The organism is Clostridium lundense DSM 17049, from assembly GCF_000619945.1.
Classification (GTDB): Bacteria; Bacillota; Clostridia; order Clostridiales; family Clostridiaceae; genus Clostridium_AO; species Clostridium_AO lundense.
Window position 1 is genome coordinate 219,465 of the sequence record NZ_JHVC01000001.1, and the last position, 23,427, is coordinate 242,891.

Here is a 23,427-nt window from a genome sequence, read left to right on the forward strand (position 1 = left end):
CTAGAGCAATACAAGATAATCATTTAAAATTTTTAATGTGAAGTTAATTCTTGAAACACTTCTATACAAATTTCAACTAAGTCTGGGTCGAATTGAGTTCCAGCATGTCTACGTAACTCTTCTATAGCTTCATCAAAAGATAAAGCTTTTTTATATGGCCTATCATGAATCATTACATCAAATGAATCAACTATAGAAAGCAGCCTAGACAGTAAGGGGATTTTTTCACCTTTGAGACCTTTAGGATAGCCTGTACCATCATATCTTTCATGATGAGTAAGTATTTCATAAGCAATGGGATTTAAATCCTGAGATGAACATGCAATTCTATAACCTATTTCTGAATGTGTCTTCATAACTTCCCATTCTTTATCTGTAAGAGGACCTGGCTTGTTAAGGATATGGTCTGGAATTGCAATTTTACCTATGTCATGTAATTTAGCTAGAATATAAAGGTCATCAAGTTGTGAGGAAGTTAAGCTCAATTTTGTTCCTATTCTCTCACAAATAGAGTATATTCTTAAACCATGTTCTTCAGTTTCATGACTTTTTTCCCAAAGAGTTTTTGTTAAAGAAGCAATAATGCTATTTCTACAACTTTCTCCTTCAAGAAGCTTATTTCTATACATTTTTTCTTCTGCTTCTTTTATCACACAATTTAAATCTGTATTCATCGTATATTTTGTAGCATATCCTAAAGCTATATTTACTTTTATAGATTGTATATCTTTATCCTTGCAATTGAGCTTTATTCTTTTACATATATCCTCTGCCATAGTTTCATCCGTGTTTTTTAAAATTATAACAAATTCATCTCCACCCCAACGGTAAACTAATCCACTAGACCCAATGGAAGATTTTAATATATTGGCTGCCTCTTTTAAAAGTTTATCTCCTTGTTCATGACCAAAAGTATCATTAGTAATCTTTAATCCGTTTATATCTCCAATTATTATTGAGATAGGCAGTTCAGTACAATGATTTAATTTACTTAAATTATATTCATAATAGCCTCTATTAAAAGCTCCTGTCAATTTATCATAGTAGGTTAAATATTTTAATTGTTCTTCTGAAAGTTTTTTATCATCTATATCTGTAATTATACCTGCCATTCTTATAGGATTATTACAGGAGTCATATTCTACTACTTTTCCTTGGGTAAGTATCCATTTATATTTATTACCTTTTGTAAGAACTCTATGTTCAATAACAACGCTATCTCTGATTTTAGAGAGGTTTTGTTTAAACAAGCTTGAAAAATATGCTAAGTCTTCTTCATGTATTAAAGAAGTAAGGAATTTTAAATTAGGATGTATTTCTTCGGGTTCATATCCTAGAATTGAATAAAATCTTTTGCTTAAATTTACATAGTCATATTTTATATTCCAATCCCAAAAACCAGCATTAGCTCCTTGTAGTACCATAGAAAGTTGTTTTTCATTTTCATAAATTATTTTATTACTATCCTCTATTTTTATAAGCATATTATTTGTTGTTTGTGCTAAGTTTCCAATTTCATCATTTCTTTTAACTTTCAACTTATTGAAAAAGTTATTCTTGAGGTTTATATTTTTTATTCCATTACTTATATCTTCTATTGGATATATTATAAATATTTTAAGAAGTATATTACAAATTATAAAAAGAATAAAAGTACATAATACCAACAAAGTTGAAAATAATTTTAAAGACCTTACTCCCTCTTTATATTGGCTTCTATCCATTTGCAGTTCTAATAATAATAGAGGTGAAGAATCTACTCCCTTTAATATGGAATAACCTTTTATTATATTCTCATTTGCAGGAAATACATTAGTTTTTATTATACCTGAGGCTGATTTATTAAAAGCCACATTATTTACAATCAATCCAGTGTCACTTTTTTGTAAAGAGGTAATTGGTTTTATGCTTATATTGCAGGAGAATATTCCCTGAAGCATTTCTATAAACGATTTATCTAAGAATCTTCCCATAATTAAAGCCCCAGCTTTAGGAGTTTTATAAGTACTATCAGTAATGGGAAGAGAAGATATTATAGCAGGTCTACCATCAATACATATAAGTGCTGAGGTACTACTGCGCAAATTTTCATGATTGCAAAGTAAGTTTTTTTCTTTTTCAATATAATATAACAAGCTTTTAGGCATTTCTGAATTATTTTTATCAAATGAATCATAATATTTTATATACTTTATATTTTTATTATTATCTAAAATTACAAATATATTTAAATTTAAATCACCAAGAGTTGATTCATTTAAGTTAGTATCAATATAGTTTTTGTTTTTATTTTTTACAAAATCTAAGGTATCATTCCAGGCTGACCAATCTCTATTAATTGCCTCTAAGTTTAGTATATTATTTCTAATTAAAGTTTCACATTCATTTAGTTTATATGTAATAGTATTTATTTCTGTGTGCTTTAAATTTGCCAATAAATATTTGTTAATAACTATATAAGATATTATTATTAAAAATAATAGTGATGTAAACATTATAATAGCAACTTTATTTCTTATTTTCAAATGTGGCACCTGCTTCCGATATATAATTATTGGATTAATTTCACTATTATAACATATAAAATTATTCTTTATCTATGCTACATTCTGTTTCAATAAGGTTTAGGTTTTTAGCCTTTTCTAACTCTTCTTTTAATTCTTTATTTTCTTTTAGTAAATTCGAATTTTCTAGCTTAATTTCATCTAATTTTTTAGTTAATTGCTTATTACTATGTTTTAAGGAAAATTCTCTTTTTAAACCTAGAAGCATTATAATTAGTGCACCTAAAATAACAGATATAAATATTATTAAAGCTTGTGAAATTTCAAGTTTTGCAAAAAGAAAACTTACTGTAATAATTGATGAGTTTTGTATAGCAAAGATAGTTATTAAAATGGCAAATACTAGAGATAAGATAAATCCAAATTGCATAATAATCCTCCTTTTTTGTTAAAAATAAAGTATCAGGTTATAACAATTTAATACAAAATCATTTATTATACAACAATTATAGCATATTTTTAACAAAAAATAACGTTTTAGGTTTTATAATTTTTATGCTTCATTGGAAATATGAATATTATATGGAATTATTATTAATAATATTAAGGGAAAAAAATTATTTTATGAGGTGATGTTTTTATGGGAAAAATTTTAGGATATTATATTATGCCTCATCCTCCTATCATTATCCAAGAGGTAGGAAAAGGGGAGGAAAAAAAAGCTAAAAAAACTATAGATGCGTGTTACAAGGTATCAGAAGAAATAGGAAAACTTAAGCCAGATACTATAATTATCATTACACCACATGGACCTATATTTAAGGATGCTATAGCAATTAGAGATGAGGAAGAATTTGTGGGAAGTTTTGGTGATTTCGGGGTTGATGAAGTTAAAATTAGATTACAGGCAAACAGATCTCTTACAGAGGATATATTTATAAAAGCTCATGGGGAGGGTATATCTACTATTTTAATAGATAAAGAAAGAGCAGTATTATATGATGTTGAAGAAGGATTAGATCATGGAGCTATGGTGCCATTATATTTTATAAATAAGAAGTATAGTGGATATAAAATAGTACATATAACCTATGGATTACTTTATGATACAGAGTTATATAGGTTTGGTGAAATTATTAATGAGGCAGTAGAAAAATCAAACTTTAATGCAGTAATTATTGCGTCAGGAGATTTATCTCATAAATTAAGCCATGAGGGCCCCTATGGATATATGAAAGAAGGTAAAATTTTTGATGAGAAGATAATATCTTTACTGGAAAAAGGACAGGTCGAAGAAATATTTAGTCTAGATAAAGGTTTAGCAGAAGCAGCAGGAGAATGTGGTTTAAGATCTTTCTACATTTTACTTGGAGCTATCGCTGGAAGAAATTTTTCAGGAAATATCTTATCCTATGAAGGGCCATTTGGTATTGGGTATGGGGTAATGAATTTTAATGTTAATGAAGAATCCTCAAAAGAAAATATTATAGATAAAATAGAAAAAAGAAAAAAAGAGGAAATAAGCAAAATAAGAGGACAAGAAAGTATACATGTAAAGCTTGCTAGAGAGTCTTTGGAGGGATTTATAGATACTGGTAAATATATAGAAGTTCCTTCATATATAGATGATGAAATGCTTAATGAAAAAAGAGGAGTTTTTGTTTCTTTAAAGAAGGATGGAGTGTTAAGAGGATGTATTGGTACTATAGCACCTACCACAGATAATATAGCTGAGGAAATTATAAGAAATGCTGTGGAGGCAGGTAGTATGGATCCTAGATTTACTCCAGTAAGAAAAGAAGAGTTAGATTGTCTTACTTATTCTGTAGATGAAATTATGTCTGGAGAACCATGTGGGAAGAAAGACTTGGATCCGAAAAAATATGGAGTAATAGTTAGAAGTGGTTCTAAAACAGGATTATTATTACCTGATTTAGATGGGGTTGATACTATAGAAGAGCAATTAAACATATCACTTAGAAAAGCTAACATAGAACCGCATGAAAAATATACTATAGAAAGATTTGAAGTAATAAGACACTATTAAAAGTTGCGTTGCAACTTTTAGAGTACAGAGCAAAGAGTACAGAGGACAGATAAAGAGAATTTTTCTGCGAAAAATTTTAAATTATTTATTTTAATATACCGAAAATAAATTTTTATCATCTGTACTCTAAAAAAATGGATACAATTTTTTTATAAGGTGGTGGTGTTTTCATGGATAAAGAAGCATCCTTTTATAAAACCTTACAGGAAGATAAGATTTTATGTGAACTTTGTCCACATAATTGTAGGCTTTCATTAGGACAGATGGGTATATGTAAGGGAAGAAAAAGAGAAGGAGATAAACTTTATACTATAAATTATGGTGAAGTTACTTCTATGGCATTAGATCCTATAGAGAAAAAGCCATTATATCATTTCAAGCCTGGTAGTAATATTTTATCTGTAGGAAGTTTTGGATGTAATTTTAAATGTGGTTTTTGTCAAAACTATACCATATCTCAAGATAAATATAGAAGTGAATATATATCACCACAAAAGCTTATAGAGTTAGCACAACAAATTGGAAGTAACATAGGAATATCCTTTACTTATAATGAACCTTCCATATGGTATGAATATATAAGAGATGTATGTGATGCTTCAAAAGATAAAAAATTAGATTTGGTTATGATAAGTAATGGATATATTTCTACCAAAGCTTTAAAAACATTACTTCCATATATATCTGCATTTAATATAGACTTAAAAGCCTTTAAAGAGGAATTTTATAAAAAGATATGTTTGGGAGACATAGAAACCGTACTAAATAATATTAAAATTGCAGCAGAGGAGTGCCATGTAGAAATTACTACATTATTAATAAATGATTACAACGATTCTGAAGAAGAAGTAGAAGAATTATGTAGATGGGTAGCATCTGTGAGCAGGGATATACCCCTACATTTTTCAAGATATTATCCAACTTATAAATTTAAAGAAGAAGCTACACCTATAGGAAGAGTAATAAGAGCTAGAGAAATAGGCAAGAAGTATTTAAATTATGTATATATAGGTAATTTACCAGGGGTTGATAATAATACCTATTGTCCTAAATGTGGAGAATTGCTAGTGAAAAGGGAAGGATATTTTACAGAAATATTGATCCAGGAAAACCAATGTCCAAAATGTCAACAGCATATAAATATAGTAATTGATAATTAAAATAGTGGGTGGTATAGAAACCGCCCACTATTTTAATATAAAAATTTATTGAATGAGTATTTTTAAATAATAAATGATAATTTTAAAACTTAATTTAAAGTTTTTCTGGAGTCCCAGCGGAAGAAAAAGCAACCTTATCTGCACTCTGAAAAAGTATAGTGCATTTATTTTAAAACAAGTGGCATTAATAGAATAAAAGCTAATAAAACAATAATTATAAGAACACCTTCAATTCTTCCAAAATTAATTGTCCAACCTATGCCAAATCTTTTTTCTACAAATATAGAAGGATCGTCCTTGTTTACATAAAAGCTTCCAAATTTCCAATACTTATCATCATTTCTTTCTGTAATTATTGTAGTCGAATCAGTTCCATTTTTTAATTTTATTCTGCTGCCACCTTGCCCTGTTTTTACAGTAAGTACAACAGAAACTATTACTATTATAGTAGTTAGTATTAGTACTGACAGCATAATAATAGATCCACTAACTTTAATTACTAAAAGTGTAGTCATATTGGCGAAGGTAAAAATAATTTGCATCATTATAGAGACAAATACCATATAGCCAGACCAAATTCGTCTAAAAATTCTGTTCTTTTCTAAAGACTCCTCGGGATTTGATGAGGATATCTGTTGCTTTGACCAACCAATACTTTTATATGAAAAGAATAGAACTATTAGCATGAAAAATTGAATTAAAGGAAATTGATATATTATTGTAGTAGATTTAGTTGTGTATCTATCTATCTCTCCAGCAAAGTTCCAATGAATAGGAAGATTTTCAGGTAAATTTGGATAGACATTATAACCTATAATTATATTTAGTATTATTAAAATAAGAGGAATTAAAAACCACAGTGGAGATACAAGAATGTTTTTAGTTTTATTCATAGTGAAATTTGTATCTATAGTAACTATTTGTTGCTTTCCTTTATCCCAACCATAAGTACTTTTGATATTTTTTACTTTATTGTGGGTTATATAGTAAATTATAAAGTTTATAAAAAGATATAGTAACATTCCAAAAGTAAATATAAGAGGATTTTCTGTATAAGCGTACATTAGATAGCTTAGTATAGCTATATAGGGTATTCCAAAAATTAAACATATTTTTATATATATACTTTCAGCAGTTTTTAGTTTTATATTATCTAATTCTTTTTCAGGTATTCTAACTCCAAAGAATATTTCTTTTCTTGTAAGTCTTGGCATAAATAAATTTAGGAAAAATATAATTAGTAAAGTAAAAATATTGTATAAAATATAATAAGTTTGTCCTGTCATTTTTTATTTCCCTCCTGATATACATTGAATATATTTTTACAAGTATATAAAAATTCTTCTTGTGAAATTCCTTTACAAAAAGCTTCTGCTATTATAGATTTTAAATTTTCCTCTAATAAAACTTTATATTCATTTGTTAGGGAAGAAGTTTTATCATTTATAACGGCTCCTTTTCTTCTGTCTATTGTGAGAAATCCATCATTTTTCAAAAGATTATAGGCTTTGTTTACAGTATGCATATTTATACCTATATCTTCTGCTAACTGCCTAACTGACGGGAGATTTTCTCCTGGTGAAAGTTCACCTTTAGCTAGCCCTTGCAGTATTCCATTTTTTATTTGCACATATATTGGAATATCACTTTCAAAGTCTATTTTTAATAGCACTAAAAACACCTCCGATAAAAAGATTACTGTGATAGATACGCTAGTATTTAAAATGTTTGTTATATCTGTTATACATATACTATAACAGATATAATAAAAAAACAATCTGAGAAATTAATAAAAAAATTCCCCTATAGTGCTATTTATAGGGGAATATAATTTGTTTACTTTAATTTTTCAACATTTTCTTTTAATATCTTTAATACATTATTTTCGTAGTCAATGATATAGGTAATTTTATAAGTATTAGAATTAGTATTATCTTTAGTCTTTATTTTTGCAACAACCGTTATAGAATTATCTGAATTAGCACTAGAGGTTAAATTTAGTATTTCAATGCTTCTTGTAGATAAAAAATCTTTTCTAAATAAATTATAATTTGTTTTAGACTGCCACTCGCTGCCAAGTAAAGTGTAAGCAGCTACATAATCCTGAGAGTTAATGCAATCATAAAAATATTTTATAAGATATTCAGAGGAGATTTTCTTATCTTCCATATCTTCATATCTATATTTTGGTGTAACATCTGTGGTTACAAGTACAGCAGGATTTTTTGACCAAGCTTCTACATCCTGTAAAACCTGATTTATAGGAATACTAAATCCTATAGAGTTTCCGCCAGATTTGGCGGAATTTATGCCTATTACTTGTCCGGTTTTTTTATCTATAAGAGGGCCTCCGCTACTGCCATTATCAATAGGGGCAGTAATTTGGTACATATTTTTATAATTATAATTTTCTATGGCGAAGGATTTATTTAATCCATTTATTATTCCAGTAGTTATTGTATTTTCAAGACCAAGAGGGCTTCCAATTGCAATTATATTGTCTCCTAAGGATGCTTTATAATCTTTATTTATTTTTAGTGGAGTTTTTCCTTTAAGAGCAGGTACTCTAATTAGGGCCACATCTAAGCTAGTAGATTTTCCTATTACAGTACCAAGATATATGGTTGTATCGGCCATTCGTACTCTTAAATCTTTTGCATCACCAACTACATGAGCATTGGTAATAATGTCTCCATTATTATTATATAAAAAGCCTGACCCTTGACTAAGACCTTTATCTGTATTGGCATATATAGATACCACTGATTTCTGATTTTCACTTAAATTATCCATAAAGTTATTATTGTTACTATTTATTGAACTTAAATCATGTAAAGTTCCCAAAGAAGAATTTGCTGATAAAGAAGAATATTTCATATTTTTATGTATTATATATGAACCAAATAAACCAAAGGATACAAATAATGTAGACACCAAAGCGGATAAAATAATTTTAGTATTATTTTTTTTCACATATATCCCTCCTTATTCAACAGACCAAGTAGATTTTGTTACTTGTATTTTTTGGGCATTTTTTAAGTCGTAATGGGTAAATTCAAATTTCCCTTTGTCACCTGGATGTAAATAATTTGGATATACAAAGGTGGAAAAGGAGGCAATAACTTGGCCATTTGAATTATATATATCATAAAATATTTTAATAGAGTAAATAGGTTTTGTTCCTATGTTTTTTATTTCTCCACTAACAATAAAATCTCCATTTGAATTTGTGTTACTAGTGCTATTTAATACTTTAACTGAGTTTATTTGATTCTTATTTTCTTCTTCAACAGCAGAAGCTATGGCTTGTTCAATTCGTTTCTTTTCTTCTTGTTCAAATTTATTCTTTTTTTCTTGTATTATTTTGGATAAAGATAAAAGTTTTTTATCAGTTTTATCAAATTGCAACCCTTTATTAATCTCTGTTAAAGCAGTATCAAAATTTTTTTTATTTAAGTATTCATTAGCATTGTTATAGGCAATATTACAAATTTGATTTTTTAACTCATTTAAAAGTTTTTTACTTTGTTCTGTATCTATAACTAAAACTTTTTCATACAATGGAATTAATTCTTCAAGACTTTTTTTATTTTTCATTTCATTTTTTACTAGAGCTAGTGATACAACATTTCTCTTTTCTATTACTTTTTTATTTAAGTTTTTAAAAAATGGGCCGCTAGCATTAGATAAAGATTTTTCAGTACGAGTTACTAAATCTAAAGCCTCATCCAATTTATTTTGTTTAGTAAGTTTATCTACTTCGGTTAAGGTGTTATAAATATTTTTTCCATTATTCAAAAACTTTAAGTCAACTTGTAGTGATTCATAATTAGGTCTTTTACCTAGTTCATCATTTATTAGAGAAAGAGATTTATCAATATCACCAGAAAGAGCTAAACTCTCAGCTTGTTTTTGTATAGAAAGAGTTTTCCAATTAGTATAATGTTCATAGCTATAGGTTATGACAACTACACTACAAGCAATTAAAGCAGATATAATTGGAAATAGAAAAACAGATTTACCATTATCACTAGAATAGTCTTCTTCTATAATCTGTTCTTCAATATCTAAATCTTTTGGTGAAATTACATTCTTTAAAGAATCAGGTAAATTTTCTTCATTCCATATAGGAGTCATAAGCAAAGTTTTGCTATTTTTATCTTCTTCATCTAATTTTGAATATATGTTATTTTTATTATCTATATTATCTAAAGATATTTTGCTTCCACAGTTAGGGCAAAATTTATCTTCAGTATTCAAGTAATGACCACAATCAGGACAAATCATATTAAAAACCTCCTTAATAATATTTATCGTCTATTGAAGTATATCATAAAAAATAATACACTTAGTATTTTATATTATTTATAGTAAATTTGTATATGGTAATTTGAAACATAGTAATATATATGGAATAATTATATTTAATGTGTATATAAGGGAGAACAATATAGATAAGAATAAAATAAGCTGTGATTAGATTCTATCACAGCTTATTTTAATATTTAAATTAATGATGGTGAGAAAGTTTGGATCGTTTGGTAAATTTACTACCATTGGAGTGGGAGCCTTTTTTCTCCCCATCTTCAATGCCTATATTTGCTCCATCTTTTGGGAACATCTTTCTAAGTTCAGCATTACTTTTATGATCGGATTTTAAATGGCTTTTATTATTATCCATAAAAATCACTCCTTGGAATACTTATTACAGTGTATTGTGGAAAAAGGTAATGTGATATTAATAGTTTATCCAACAAGTTTAAAAATATGTTTTTAAAAATATGTTATTTAATACTTATAATATATTTAATCATAATAACACCTTGAAGAATAAATATTAAAGGAATACCTAAAGTGAATTTTTTATGTTTTGTTTTATGTCTAAATATATACATACCTGAAAGTATACCTAAACTACCAAAAATAGAAGCTATAAAAAATAGTTTGTTTTCAGGAATTCTCCATTTACCTTTTATTGCATTATTTTTATCTATACCCATAGAGAGTATTCCATATAAATTTATAAAAATTAAGTAGTATAAAATGTATTTCATATTTTGCCTCCTAATTGTATCAAGAATAGCATTATAGCATAATCTCTTATTTAATTAAATTATACTATAAGTGGATAGGATGGAATAGTAATAACTTTTTTATTGACAAAAGAAATGACTTAAATTATAATTATACCATACGGGGGTATAGTAATTATATTAGGAGGAATATAAATGAATAAGATAAAAAATTTTTGGAGTAATTACTCATATATTATCTTAATTGTATTTTTAATATTAGGTTTAGTTGATTTTAGATTTTCAATTGTAGCTATCATATGTATGCTAGCACCTATTGTATTTGCACTAATGAGAAAAGGAAGGTATTGGTGTGGAAATATTTGTCCAAGAGGAAACTTTTATGATAGAGTGGTTTCAAGATTTAGTAATAATAAAAAATCAGCTAAATTTTTTACGAGTCCATATTTTAGAGGGATAGTAATAATTTTTATGTTTTATATGTTTGGCGCAGGGGTATATAGTAATTGGGGAAATCTTTATGGTATAGGCATGGTATTTTATAGAATGATAGTAGTAACTACTTTAGTAGGCATATCTCTTTCGTTTTTTTATAACAGTAGAATTTGGTGTAATTTTTGTCCCATGGGAAGTTTAGCTGCATTAATAACACGTTTAAAGAAAAATAACAGCTATATAAAGATAAATAATAGTTGTATAAGCTGTAAGATTTGTGAAAAAAAATGTCCTATGAATATTGCTCCATACCAATATAAAGATGAGGGAATAATAAATAATGTAGATTGCATAAAGTGTGGAAAGTGTGCAATAACTTGTCCTAAAAACTATATAGAAGTTTAATTATAGAGGATGATTTTGTAGAAAAAATCATCCTCTATTGTTACCATTTTGTTACCTAAACAGTATACAAGTGGGTTATTATATAATTAAGATATAGAGTTTTTATGTAGGAGGATAATATATGTATGAGGATATTACCATGGTTAGGGAAATACTAAATGGTAAATACGATTACTTTGATAAATTAATATATAAATATGAAAAAATAGTATATATATTTATATATGCTTTAGTTGGGGAGGAGAGTTGCTCTAAGGAAATATGTAAAAGGGTATTTATTAAAGTATATAATAATTTATATAAGTATAATATAAATTATAAGTTACTTAATTGGGTATTAAATATAGCAGTAGAAGAATATAAATTATATATAAGAGAAAATAAAAATATTGAAGTTAAGAACAATTATTTAAACTTATTAAATATGGAGGACAAATGCATTTTACTATTGAAAAAATTAAAAGTACAATTATCTTTTAATGATATTGGGGAAATACTAAATATAAGTGAATTAAGTGCAAGAAGAAAATATAGATTTATAATACAGAATTATAAAAAAGAAAGTGATATGGTAAGGCAGCATTAGGAGAATTTGGCATCAGAGCAATGAAAAAGGAGTTAGTGAATGAAAGAGTTGTTTAGAAGACAAAGTCTTTTAGGAGTTAGAGTTATTGTAGTGATTTATCTAATACTATACATCTCTTTTTTATTCATGGATTTAAAATATGGCAACGCGGTAAATAATCCTAGTTATCTTATAAAATATATGTGCATATTACTAAATTTTCTTATAGCTTTATTTATTGGTGATTATGATTATAGTAAATATGACAAAATATATTTAATAACCGCACTGTTCTTTACTGCGTTAGCAGATTTTACATTGACTTTTATAGGAAACTATACTTTAGGAGTGCTATTTTTTTGTATAGTGCAGTTAAGTTATATAAAAAGGCATAGTAAAAAGCCTAAAGACAAAAGAAATAATATTATTTTGATAAGCTTATTTTTATTAACAAACTTTTTTATAACTTTTAATGTAAATAATGTTTCGCTTTTGTATTTAAAAGAAACAGATAGGAAGCTATTATTCATAGCAGCCGTATATTTTTCATTACTTTTAACTAGTTTAATAAGAGCATTTTCTGTTTCAAAGAGTGATTATTATTCAGATGCATCTAAATATTTTATTTTTATTGGAATGATATTATTTTTTTTATGTGATATAAATGTTGGTGTATACAATGTTTTGAGGTTTATGAGTGGATTTCCCAAGGATTATTTTCTTAAGAATGTAACTGGATTTTTAATATGGTTTTTTTATGCACCATCTCAATTATTATTAGCTTTAAGCGGATACAATATATATGGTTATAAAAAAGAACATACTAAGTGATAAAACCACTTAGTATGTTCTTTTTTATAGGAATTTAGAAATCACTTGATCCTAAATAGTTCCCTGGAAACAGAGGAAGTTTTTCTAAAAATATTATATCTCCTCTTTTATGTGCATCGCCTTCAGCAAGAATGGCAGCTTTTGCTACTATTATCCCTCCTGCTTTTTCTACTAATCTTTCTACAGCAAGTAGAGATTCTCCAGTACTTATAACATCATCTATTATAGCAACCTTCTTTCCTTTTATTTTTTTTTCATCTAATCCATCTAAACAAAGTATTTGTTTCTTTTGAGAGGTTATAGAAACAACTTCATCTACAATTGGAGCATCCATATATGGTTTTATACTTTTTCTTGCTACTATATATTCTTTCATTTCTAAAATCTTTGATATTTCGTAGACTAAAGGAATTCCTTTTGCCTCTGCAGTAACTAGTACATCAACTTTTGGCAATTTTTTAGCGAGAAGAGGGGCAGTTTTAGCTATAAGTTCAGTATCTCCTAATATAACAAAGCTAGCTATAGTAAGATTTTCATTTATTTTAATTAAGGGTAATTCTCTTTTTACCCCTGCAATATTTAATGTATATGTGTTACTCATTTTAAAGTCCTCCTATTTTATATTAAACTACTCTGTAAATCTATACGCTTGGTAATAAAATTTTTATTGCAATTCCTGCTAACATACCAAAGAATGGATCTGAAATAGCAGTAACAGCCATAGTAACTCCGCCTATAAGTTGTCCGTTTGGCAATGTGGAAGTAAGAGCTGAAGCTGCATTGCCAGGTACTGTTACTATAGCACCTAGTACAAATAAGAAACCAGATATGGATTCTGCAGGAATGTATTTACCTATCCTTGGTAGTAGTCCTGTTACTAAAATTAAAGCCATTATAAGCATCATAACTACTCCAGACATAACAGGGTGTGGTGCACTACCTGTGGCAGATATAATGGATTCTACAGGGCCTCCTCCAAAGGCAGAAGATGCCATATCTGCTACACTGCTTATTATAGAAAGCTTGTCTATATTCACATTAGAATTAGCTATTTCTCCCGTTATTTTTCCAAAGGCAATATTAGCCCCGATATTAAGACAAACCATTCCTAATGCTCCACGTAGTATTTTTGGGGAGATAATAGGTTTTTGAAATGTTATTTTTTCTTTCTCAACAGAATGATTGTGAAAATTTTTATTGGAAATGTTAACGAATATACTAGATAGAACAACAGAAGCGGTTATAGTATATACTAGATCCTTAGTTAAAAAATAAGTTATAACTCCAGATATGGTAGAAATAGAACCTATAATTTTATTTTTCTTAGTCATTTCTATAGAAACTTTTGCTAGCATTATACCAACACCAGCCATCATTCCAGATGTAATAACAGGTCCAATAAAAGTTACTATCTTTTCAAGTAGACCGAAGATACCAATAATGGTCATAATTAAACCACCATAAAAAATCATGGAAAGTCTTTCTTTTAAATTATCACCTATTGTTCCTGCTAAAGTTATGGTTTCTGCCTGGAAAGAAATAGGGGCTACAGAGCCTACCATGGTATTTCCAATAGCTCCTACAAGAAAAGCTAGTGCTGTAGGAACAGAAGCAAACCCAAATGAAAGTGCTAGAAGACCTTGAGGAAGGCCGTTTAATAGTACACTTATGATTGCTAATAAATCTTTTAAATAAATTTCCATTTTTATATGTCTCCTTTCATAGTGGGATTTTTTACGGAAATCCCGTAGATACAACTGGACCGTATTACCAGAAATATATGATTACGAACATTTATGGTTAACCATACAATATTTATAACATATGATACGAATAATTTCAATATATAAATGTAAAAATGTTGGTTTTAATGTAATATTGTATAATATTTTGAGAAAATATTGCAGAATTTAGCCCATGAATATTATTCTTAATACTTCCATTTAAAAAAATTCTATCTAAAGTAAGAATCACTTGATATTAATATGTGAAAAAAATAGAGAACCGAATAAATCAGTTCTCTAACTTTTTATACATAGCCGTACAATCCTCTAATAGACACTTCACCAGAGATTACAGCTTCTGTTTTTCCATTTTCATATTGTACTATAAGTCTACCATCACTATCTATATCTATAGCTTTACCTAGGGTAGAGGTATTTCTGTTTATAATTTTAATTTTTCTTCCTAGCAATATAGAATATTTTTTACAAATTTCTATTGAAGAATTTAATGACGAGCTACTTAAAAAGTCATCATAAAGAAGCTCAAAATTGTTTAGAAGTTTTCCTGTTAACTCTTTTCTATTTATGCTTTTTCCTTCCTCAATTTTTAAAGATGTAGCTACCTCTTTTAAATCTTTAGGAATTTCTTGTGGATCAATATTAACATTTATGCCTATACCTAAAACCACATAGTTTACCATATTTAGTTCTCCACTCATTTCTGTTAAGATACCACAAACCTTTTTACTATTTATTACTATGTCATTAGGCCATTTTATATAAGTAGTTATTCCCATGTCTAAAATGGATTTGCAAACAGCAGCTCCAGCCACTTGAGTTACTTTTGCTACATTCATAGGATCTATATCTGGTTTTAAAATAATAGAAAGCCAAATACCTTTCCCTTTAGGAGAGCACCAGTTTCTGCCTAGTCTGCCCCGGGCACCAGTTTGCTCTTCACTAATAATTACAGTACCATTTTCTTCTCCTAAGGATGCTAGTTCTTTAGCTTTGGTATTAGTAGAATCTATTGAGTTAAAATATACAAGTTTTTTACCTATATATTTTGTATTTAAATATTCTTTTATCTCATGAAAGGTAAGTATATCAGGTGAAGCTATCAATTTATATCCTTTTTTAGATACAGATTCAATCTCATAACCTTCTTCTTTTAGGGTATTCATATATTTCCAAATGGAAGTTCTAGTAACTCCCAATTTTTCGCTGATATATTGCCCAGATATAAAGGAATTACTATTTTTTTTAAGTAAATTTAATATTTCTTCTTTCACTAAAATCACTCCTAAGTAATATTAATATAATTATATCATTATATTTGAACAATATTTTAAATTAATTCCATTATTGTTTATTTTTCGAGAAAAAATGATATAATTTATATGAACTAAGTTTCATATAAATTACAAATAATTAATAACAAAGGAGTAATTCACCATGAGCGTAAAAATAATAACAGATAGTACTTCATATATTGATGAGAGAATAATAAAAGATTATGATATTTCGGTAATATCTTTAAATATTGCATTCAAGGATATTAGTTTTAAAGAGGTTGAAGTGGATAATACTACTTTTTATAAAAGGATAGATGAAAAAGAAGAAATTCCAAAGTCATCTCAACCTTCTTTAGGAGAAATGTATGAGACTTTTTTAAACTTAATTAAGGAAAATAATGATGTAGTGGGTATATTTATTTCTTCAGAAATGAGTGGAACTTATTCATCGGCACTTTTAGCTAAAGATATGGTATTAAAAGAATATCCAAATGCTAAAATACAAATTATAGATTCAAGAAGTAATTGTATGCAACTAGGTTTTAGTGTAATTGAAGCAGCTAAGGAGGCAAAAAATGGATCTTCAATTGAAGTGGTAACAAAAGCTGCCAAGGATAATATGAATAGGAGCAGATTTTTGTTTATACCAGATACACTAGAGTATTTGAAAAAGGGAGGAAGAATAGGAGAGGCAAAAGCTCTTATAGGAAGAGTATTAAAAATAATACCTATATTAACTGTAGTTGATGGAGAAACAACTATATTTGATAAGGTTAGAACGAAAAAGAAAGCTGTTAATGAAATGATAAATGTTTTCTTACAGGACATTAAAAAATATAAATTTGGCAATATTGTTGTACATCATATAAATTGTGAAGGAGAGGCAAAAGAAATAGCAGATACAATAAAAAGTTTTATAGGAAAAGATATAAATATTTGTCCTATTGGTCCTGTAATAGGAACTCATGTAGGTCCAGGTGCTGTTGGACTTGCTTACTATACTATGGAAAATTTGGATATATAGTATTGACAAAGAAAAAATATTGTGAGATAATTTTCCAAGAAATGAATAACTAGTACTTTTAATGCAGTCCTGCGAGGCTGGCAAAGGTAATAAGAGAAGTAGTGTATACTTCTAGAGTTTTGCGTAACTTTAGGCTTTTGTCAGATATTTTGACAAAAGCCTTTATTTATTGTACTAGTTGTTCCACATTAATAGAATGGGGGAATAATAATGAGTACACAAAATACAAATTATGATCATGATTTTTCACTAACAGTAGTACCAGAAGGAGAAAAGAAAGGCTTTTTATCTATGTTGGTAGTAATGCTTGGATTTACCTTCTTTTCAGCAAGTATGTGGACAGGAGGAAAGCTAGGAACCGGTCTTGATATGAAAACTTTTGCCTTGGCGGTACTTTCAGGAAATCTTATACTAGGAGCGTATACAGGTGCATTAGCCTATATATCCTGTGAAACTGGACTTTCCACTCATCTTCTTTCAAGATATTCTTTTGGAGAAAAAGGTTCTTATCTAGTATCATTTCTATTAGGTGGCACTCAAATAGGATGGTTTGGTGTAGGAGTTGCCATGTTTGCACTACCAGTTCAAAAGGTAACAGGAATAAATCCATATATACTTGTATTAATTGCAGGTCTTCTTATGACATCCAGTGCGTATTTTGGAATGAAAACTTTAACTATAATAAGTATATTAGCAGTACCATCTATAGCGGTACTTGGAAGCTATTCAGCTATTAATGCTGTTAACTCCATAGGAGGATTTTCAGTTCTTATGAACTATCAGCCTAAAGAAACTTTAGCTTTTGCTACAGCACTTACTATGTGTGTAGGATCATTTATAAGTGGAGGAACATTAACTCCAGACTTTACAAGATTTGCGAAAACTAAAAAAGTTGGGGTATTAACTACAGTAATAGCTTTCTTTTTAGGAAATTCATTAATGTTTATCTTTGGAGCAGTAGGAGCAGCAGCTACAGGTAAATCTGATATATCAGAAGTTATGTTTCTTCAAGGTCTTATATTACCAGCTATATTAATACTAGGTTTAAATATATGGACTACTAATGATAATGCTATATATTCCTCAGGTTTAGGGTTTTCAAATATAACTAAAATTCCTAAAAATAAATTGGTTATTGTAAATGGAATAGTGGGAACTTTAGCAGCAATGTGGCTTTACAATAACTTTGTGGGTTGGCTTACATTCTTAAGCTCAGCTATACCACCAATTGGAGGAGTAATTCTTGCAGATTTCTTTATAGTAAATAGAAAAATGTATGGAAAGTTTGAAGAAACAAAGTTTAAAAATGTAAATTGGAATGCTATAGTTTCCTGGACAATAGGAACTGTGGCAGCAGAAGTTATACCTGGAATAACCCCTCTATATGGAGTTTTAGGAGGAGCAATTTCTTATATAATCATTGGAAAAGCGATGAAATCTAAAGAAATAAAAGAAAGGCATGAGGCAGCAGCTTAAACTTAAGGAAGGGTGATAGTATGCTAATAAAGAATATAGGATTAAGAGGAAAAGAAGGGTTATATCAAGTTCTTATAAGAAATGGGAATATAGAAAAAGTAGACAAGCATATAGATGTAAATGAAGAAGAAGAAATTATTGATGGAAGGGGAGGATTAGCACTTCCTCCTTTCATAGAACCACATGTACATTTAGATGGAACTTTAACTGCAGGGGAGCCAAGATGGAATATTAGTGGTACTTTATTTGAAGGAATTCAATGTTGGTCTGAAAGAAAAGAATATCTTACAGTAGAAGATGTAAAAAATAGGGCAAAAAAGGCTTTAAAATGGCAAATAGCCAATGGAATTCAATTTGTAAGAACTCATGTAGATGTAACGGATCCAAAGTTAACAGCACTTAAAGCTTTGCTTCAAGTAAAGGAAGAAATGAAAGAATGGGTGGATTTGCAAATTGTAGCTTTTCCACAGGAAGGAATATTATCCTATCCTAAAGGATTAGAACTTTTAGAGGAAGCTTTAAAAATGGGGGCAGATGTAATAGGTGCTATTCCTCATTTTGAATTCACAAGAGAATATGGTGTACAATCTATAGAAGAAATATTTAAGTTAGCTAAAAAGTACGATACATTAATAGATGTTCATTGTGATGAAATAGATGATGAGCAATCTAGATTTGTTGAAGTAGTAGCCACAAAGGCTTATGAGTATGGTATTGGAAATAAGGTTACCGCTAGTCATACCACAGCAATGCATTCTTATAATAATGCTTATGCATATAAGTTATTTAGATTATTAGAAATGTCAGGAATTAATTTTATAGCTAATCCATTAGTTAATACTCACCTTCAGGGAAGATTTGATTCTTATCCAAAGAGAAGAGGAATAACTAGAGTAAAGGAATTTATACAAGAAAACATAAATGTATGTTTTGGACATGATGATATTATGGATCCTTGGTATCCAATGGGTACAGGAAATATGCTACAAGTACTTCAAATGGGCATACATGTATGTCAGCTTATGGGCTATGAAGAAATTAAAAATTCTATAGACCTTATTACAAAAAATAGTGCCAAAACATTAAATATAGATAACAAGTATGGTATAGAAGAAGGTAAATCAGGAAACTTAATAATACTTGATGGAGAAAATGAGTTTGAAGTAGTAAGACTTCAATCTCCAGTATTATATTCCATAAGAAATGGGGAAGTAATTTCTAAAACAAGTCCTAGAGACACAAAAATATTTTTACAAGAAGAAGAAAATATAAGTTTTAGATAAACATATATAAAAAACATCTGCAAAAATTGCAGGTGTTTTTTTATATATATTTTAATTTTTATAATATATGTTATCAGTAAGGAATATATCTTAAAATGTATAACTTTATTTGTATTGCAGTATGTATAATGTAGCAGATTTATTTAAAATATTTCTGATGGGGTGGTAAATAAATGAAAGAGTTAAAAAAAGACAAGGCTATATATGAATTTAGCCCTAAAAATGAAGCTAATTATTTTGTGGAGGATGGTGAGGTATTTTGGGTAGAGACAGAAGATTGATTTGGAGGTCAAATAAGAACTGAAAAAGATATAAGACCTAACATAGATGGCTCAAAGATAAATGGTGCTGTAGGTCCAATATGGGTTAAAGGCGCTTGTGAAGGGGATATTTTATGTGTTGAAATAAATGATATTATATTAAATAATAAAGGTGTCATGACAACTAATATTGGATTAGGAGTATTAGGAGATAAAATAAAGGAACCAAATTCAAAAATAATTCCTGTTAAAGATGGATTTGCATACTTTAATGAAGATATTAAAATTTCTGTAAATCCAATGATTGGAGTAATTGGAGTAGCGCCAAAGGAAGATAGTATTCGTTGTGTTACTCCAGGAGATCATGGATCTAACATGGACACAAAAGAGATAACTATAGGATCAAAAGTATATCTACCTGTTTTTGTTGAAGGAGCAAAGTTAGCATTAGGAGATTTACATGCTTCTATGGGAGATGGCGAACTTAGTGGAACCGGTATTGAAATTGGGGGAAAAGTGAGAATAAAAGTTTCAATAATTAAAGGTAAAACTATAAAAAGACCAAGGATAGATAGTAAAGATTATTTAATTATTGTATCTAGCGGTAAAGATTATAAAGAAGCTATAAAGATAGCCGCAGAGGATATGGTAGATTTTTTAAGTAACGAATTAAATCTAAAATTTGAAGATGCTTATAGACTGGTAAGTGCCACCTGTGACATAAGAATAAGTCAAGTGGTTAATCCATTGCTTACAGTAAAAATATGCTTACCTAAGAAGAAGTTAAATATATATGAATTTAAAATTTAGTGAACGTTAAATATTAACAAAGAAGAATAAATATAAAAAGTTATTTAAGAATGGTAGTATTTTTTATGAAAATTTTTTATCCGATCTTTGGGAATTCTAAAGATCGGATAAATTTTTAATGAGAAGGTAGAAGTATTAATTTAAGAATTAAATTTATCTTTAAAGGTAATATAACCATAAAAAGCCGGAATTATACCACCTATAAGAGCTGCAATAAAATCTTCCATGGTATCTGTAACACCTGTAAATGAGACTCCTTGCATATCTAAACCGAAAAGGGTGTCTATAGTAAATTCGTATATTTCCCATAACACTCCACTTAGGGCTACAAAGGATATTATATACAAAAAAATGAACTTAGGACTGAGATAGGATTTTAGATCTTTATTTCCATTTAAAGCATTCATAAGTATTATAGCTAGTAATCCTATTAATATTCCTGAAACAAAATGAAGCATGGTATCCCACCAAGGAAATTTGTAAAAACCATTTAATGTTCCAAGGTATAATGAAAGAAAAACAAAAAAAGTTATGGAAAAATTTAGTAGATTATTACCTTTGTTTTTAAATAGTTTACAATAAATTGTAGTTAAAAAGGTTAATGTTAACGCAGCTACTCCAATTAAGACAAAATAATAATTGTTAATGTAAAAGTTGCGTATAATATTCAATAATAATAATACTCTTATTCCTATAATTACTATGGTACTTATAGAATTCATAATATTTTTCATAAACATTCCTCATACTTTAATAAATTAATTGTTTATTAGTTTATGTACATTATAAGATGTAATTATGAATAGATAATTAAAAATATAATATGAAAAAATTAACTTTTATTTAAATATCTCCACAGAGGTATTAATATTGCAGTATTTCCAAAGTGTTTTTATATCATCATTTGATACTGCTATTCATCCATAGGTCCAATCATATTTAGCTCCACCGCCGTGAATACCAACAGCACCACCTAAAGGAGTGTTCCAAGGTGGTAGTGACTTTTTTTCTATGGCCTTCTTTATTTGATTATATATATTGTTATCAATTGAACCATTTTTTAATCCTGTTTTTCCATCTTCAATGTTAGGATAACTGATTCCCATAAAATAGGTATATTTTCTTTTTCTTTAGTTAAAAATTTAGGCAAGAAACTAGTAATCTGTTTTCCTGATTTTATAGATGAACTATATTTGGAAAGGTAATTTATAACGGAAAATAATATAGATAAGGTTATAAGTATAATAATAACCTTTAATCCTTTTCTATACAAAGAATCCAACTCCTTTAAATATCCTATGTATATACTACATAAGACTTAATTTTTTATTATAATATATCATCATATGGAAAATATATCAATTAAAAAGTAAATTTCATATTTTTCAGTTACTATAGTATAATTGATTGTATTAAGAGGTTTTTGAGTTTGGATGGAGGCTTCTTAAGAGAAATACTTTATATAATGAATCTCATTAAGAGAGTTTTTGTTAGAATCAAGAACTTATTCAGCAGCGTGGCTGTTACAGGGTAAAATTGCAATGAAAATAATATTAACAAAAAAAGTTGAGAAGAGGATAAATATGAAAAAAGGATATATATATATATTAATTATATTAATTATATTACTAATAATAGTTTTAGGAGCTTGGGGTTACAATATAAATACTAAAATAAAAAATAATAAAGTAGTAGAAAAAGAGTTGAAGAAAAATATGGAAAAGGATAATTTACAAGAAGTAGATAAGGATTTAACTAGTAAAGAAGAAAGACCTATATATAATATATTAGGAAGATCTAATAAATTAACTCCTAATCAATGGAAGGCCATGGAGGATTGGAGAAATAAAGTAGTTAATTTATCTAAGGAAAATAAAGATGTGGTATATATAAATGGATATTCCACAGAAAAAATGGTAGCACTCACTTTTGATGATGGACCTGATAATAATATAACTTCTAAAATAGTAAAGACTTTAACACAATACAATGTGAAAGGAAATTTCTTTTTTATAGGTGAACAAGTACGTAAATATCCTTTTGTAGTAGAAAAAGCCTATAATGAAGGAAATTTAGTAGCATCTCATAGCAATAATCATGTACAATTAGATAAACTAAGTGCAGATGAAATAAAAAATGAAATTTCAAAAGGTGAAGAAGAAATATTTAAAGTCATAGGAAAAAGACCTAAATTGATAAGACCCCCTTATGGAACTATTGATACAAAAGTTATAGAAGCAGTTAAAAATAGCGGAGACAAGATAGTTCTTTGGTCTATAGACACTTTAGATTGGTCTCAAAGAGAAAGAAAAAATATTACAAAGAATATAATTGATAATTTAAGACCTGGAGAAATAATATTAATGCATAGCAATGAAGATAAATCTGAAACTCTAAAAGCATTGCCAGATATTATAAGTGGAATTAAAGAAAAAGGTTACCAAATTGTAACATTAGATAAACTTCTTAAGGTTGAAGGATATAAATAAATTAGAGGACAGATAGCAGAGTGAAGAGTGAATAATATTTTAATTATTCACTCTTCACTATAAAAGATTGTTTTAATTAATAACTA

23 protein-coding genes and 1 riboswitch are annotated in these 23,427 nt (G+C 28.1%); of the genes, 10 read left to right on the forward strand and 13 right to left on the reverse strand.

Translation table 11 applies throughout. The features are described from left to right. Nucleotides 1-32: 32 nt before the first annotated feature. Nucleotides 33-2,525 carry an HD domain-containing phosphohydrolase gene (locus T514_RS25490; protein WP_051541679.1) on the reverse strand — a complete coding sequence of 831 codons (2,493 nt, stop codon included), beginning with the start codon at nucleotides 2,523-2,525 and terminating at the stop codon, nucleotides 33-35. Between the two features lie 61 nt (nucleotides 2,526-2,586). After that, nucleotides 2,587-2,934 (reverse strand): LapA family protein, encoded by a 348-nt coding sequence (locus tag T514_RS23600; RefSeq protein ID WP_051541681.1) that lies wholly within the window; start codon nucleotides 2,932-2,934, stop codon nucleotides 2,587-2,589. 210 nt (nucleotides 2,935-3,144) lie between these two features. Between T514_RS23600 and amrA the strand changes: the two genes are divergently transcribed. Next, nucleotides 3,145-4,551 carry an AmmeMemoRadiSam system protein A gene (gene amrA / locus T514_RS0101025; RefSeq protein ID WP_027623069.1) on the forward strand — a complete coding sequence of 469 codons (1,407 nt, stop codon included), beginning with the start codon at nucleotides 3,145-3,147 and terminating at the stop codon, nucleotides 4,549-4,551. A gap of 170 nt (nucleotides 4,552-4,721) precedes the next feature. Continuing rightward, nucleotides 4,722-5,711, forward strand: a complete 990-nt coding sequence (gene amrS, locus T514_RS0101030) for an AmmeMemoRadiSam system radical SAM enzyme (protein WP_027623070.1) — start codon at nucleotides 4,722-4,724, stop codon at nucleotides 5,709-5,711. A gap of 164 nt (nucleotides 5,712-5,875) precedes the next feature. On the opposite strand, the gene T514_RS0101035 is transcribed toward amrS, so the two are convergent. From T514_RS0101035 to T514_RS0101060, 6 genes are all read right to left on the reverse strand, one after another. Beyond that, on the reverse strand, nucleotides 5,876-6,997 hold the full coding sequence (locus T514_RS0101035) for a DUF1648 domain-containing protein (protein ID WP_027623071.1): 1,122 nt from the start codon (nucleotides 6,995-6,997) through the stop codon (nucleotides 5,876-5,878). Then, nucleotides 6,994-7,383 (reverse strand): GntR family transcriptional regulator, encoded by a 390-nt coding sequence (locus tag T514_RS0101040; protein ID WP_027623072.1) that lies wholly within the window; start codon nucleotides 7,381-7,383, stop codon nucleotides 6,994-6,996. Before T514_RS0101040 ends, T514_RS0101035 begins: the two co-directional genes overlap by 4 nt. Before the next feature lie 164 nt (nucleotides 7,384-7,547). Further along, nucleotides 7,548-8,684: a S1C family serine protease gene (locus tag T514_RS0101045; RefSeq protein WP_051541683.1), complete on the reverse strand. Its 1,137-nt coding sequence runs from the start codon at nucleotides 8,682-8,684 to the stop codon at nucleotides 7,548-7,550. 12 nt (nucleotides 8,685-8,696) lie between these two features. Beyond that, entirely contained in the window at nucleotides 8,697-9,998 is a 1,302-nt protein-coding gene (locus T514_RS0101050; protein WP_027623074.1) for an FxLYD domain-containing protein, read from the reverse strand. A gap of 223 nt (nucleotides 9,999-10,221) precedes the next feature. Beyond that, nucleotides 10,222-10,392 (reverse strand): hypothetical protein, encoded by a 171-nt coding sequence (locus T514_RS26875; protein WP_169735788.1) that lies wholly within the window; start codon nucleotides 10,390-10,392, stop codon nucleotides 10,222-10,224. A 103-nt stretch (nucleotides 10,393-10,495) separates the two neighbouring features. Beyond that, nucleotides 10,496-10,765, reverse strand: coding sequence for a DUF1294 domain-containing protein (locus T514_RS0101060; RefSeq protein WP_027623075.1), 270 nt, complete (start codon nucleotides 10,763-10,765; stop codon nucleotides 10,496-10,498). A 174-nt stretch (nucleotides 10,766-10,939) separates the two neighbouring features. Between T514_RS0101060 and T514_RS0101065 the strand changes: the two genes are divergently transcribed. The 3 genes from T514_RS0101065 (at nucleotide 10,940) to T514_RS0101075 (ending at nucleotide 12,980) form a co-directional block, all read left to right on the forward strand. Next, the gene (locus T514_RS0101065; RefSeq protein WP_027623076.1) at nucleotides 10,940-11,584 is read left to right on the forward strand and encodes a 4Fe-4S binding protein; all 645 of its coding nucleotides are present in this window, start codon (nucleotides 10,940-10,942) and stop codon (nucleotides 11,582-11,584) included. 121 nt (nucleotides 11,585-11,705) lie between these two features. Continuing rightward, nucleotides 11,706-12,170: an RNA polymerase sigma factor gene (locus T514_RS0101070; protein WP_027623077.1), complete on the forward strand. Its 465-nt coding sequence runs from the start codon at nucleotides 11,706-11,708 to the stop codon at nucleotides 12,168-12,170. Nucleotides 12,171-12,209: 39 nt separating this feature from the next. Next, the gene (locus tag T514_RS0101075) at nucleotides 12,210-12,980 is read left to right on the forward strand and encodes a lysoplasmalogenase (RefSeq protein WP_027623078.1); all 771 of its coding nucleotides are present in this window, start codon (nucleotides 12,210-12,212) and stop codon (nucleotides 12,978-12,980) included. A gap of 34 nt (nucleotides 12,981-13,014) precedes the next feature. On the opposite strand, the gene T514_RS0101080 is transcribed toward T514_RS0101075, so the two are convergent. From T514_RS0101080 to T514_RS0101090, 3 genes are all read right to left on the reverse strand, one after another. After that, complete coding sequence (locus T514_RS0101080; protein WP_027623079.1) at nucleotides 13,015-13,581, reverse strand: phosphoribosyltransferase family protein; 567 nt, start codon at nucleotides 13,579-13,581, stop codon at nucleotides 13,015-13,017. Between the two features lie 40 nt (nucleotides 13,582-13,621). After that, a complete protein-coding gene (locus T514_RS0101085; RefSeq protein ID WP_027623080.1) occupies nucleotides 13,622-14,683 on the reverse strand; it encodes a solute carrier family 23 protein in 1,062 nt (353 codons plus the stop codon). After that, nucleotides 14,683-14,784, reverse strand: a riboswitch (purine riboswitch). (Overlaps the previous gene by 1 nt.) A 225-nt stretch (nucleotides 14,785-15,009) precedes the next feature. Continuing rightward, nucleotides 15,010-15,996 carry a biotin--[acetyl-CoA-carboxylase] ligase gene (locus T514_RS0101090; RefSeq protein WP_027623081.1) on the reverse strand — a complete coding sequence of 329 codons (987 nt, stop codon included), beginning with the start codon at nucleotides 15,994-15,996 and terminating at the stop codon, nucleotides 15,010-15,012. Nucleotides 15,997-16,159: 163 nt separating this feature from the next. On the opposite strand from T514_RS0101090, the gene T514_RS0101095 reads away from it, so the two are divergent. From T514_RS0101095 to T514_RS23605, 4 genes are all read left to right on the forward strand, one after another. Continuing rightward, the gene (locus T514_RS0101095; protein WP_027623082.1) at nucleotides 16,160-17,023 is read left to right on the forward strand and encodes a DegV family protein; all 864 of its coding nucleotides are present in this window, start codon (nucleotides 16,160-16,162) and stop codon (nucleotides 17,021-17,023) included. Nucleotides 17,024-17,233: 210 nt separating this feature from the next. After that, nucleotides 17,234-18,499: a cytosine permease gene (codB, locus tag T514_RS0101100; RefSeq protein ID WP_027623083.1), complete on the forward strand. Its 1,266-nt coding sequence runs from the start codon at nucleotides 17,234-17,236 to the stop codon at nucleotides 18,497-18,499. A gap of 20 nt (nucleotides 18,500-18,519) precedes the next feature. Beyond that, nucleotides 18,520-19,782: a cytosine deaminase gene (locus T514_RS0101105; RefSeq protein ID WP_027623084.1), complete on the forward strand. Its 1,263-nt coding sequence runs from the start codon at nucleotides 18,520-18,522 to the stop codon at nucleotides 19,780-19,782. 323 nt (nucleotides 19,783-20,105) lie between these two features. Continuing rightward, nucleotides 20,106-20,852, forward strand: coding sequence for an acetamidase/formamidase family protein (locus T514_RS23605; RefSeq protein ID WP_341350163.1), 747 nt, complete (start codon nucleotides 20,106-20,108; stop codon nucleotides 20,850-20,852). A 140-nt stretch (nucleotides 20,853-20,992) separates the two neighbouring features. Here T514_RS23605 and T514_RS0101115 read toward each other — a convergent pair whose 3' ends face one another. Both T514_RS0101115 and T514_RS25495 read right to left on the reverse strand, forming a co-directional pair. Then, nucleotides 20,993-21,586 (reverse strand): DUF2238 domain-containing protein, encoded by a 594-nt coding sequence (locus T514_RS0101115; RefSeq protein ID WP_242850541.1) that lies wholly within the window; start codon nucleotides 21,584-21,586, stop codon nucleotides 20,993-20,995. A 183-nt stretch (nucleotides 21,587-21,769) separates the two neighbouring features. After that, on the reverse strand, nucleotides 21,770-21,958 hold the full coding sequence (locus T514_RS25495; RefSeq protein ID WP_027623086.1) for a hypothetical protein: 189 nt from the start codon (nucleotides 21,956-21,958) through the stop codon (nucleotides 21,770-21,772). 477 nt (nucleotides 21,959-22,435) lie between these two features. On the opposite strand from T514_RS25495, the gene T514_RS23615 reads away from it, so the two are divergent. Next, nucleotides 22,436-23,341, forward strand: a complete 906-nt coding sequence (locus T514_RS23615) for a polysaccharide deacetylase family protein (protein WP_169735789.1) — start codon at nucleotides 22,436-22,438, stop codon at nucleotides 23,339-23,341. Nucleotides 23,342-23,427: the final 86 nt, after the last annotated feature.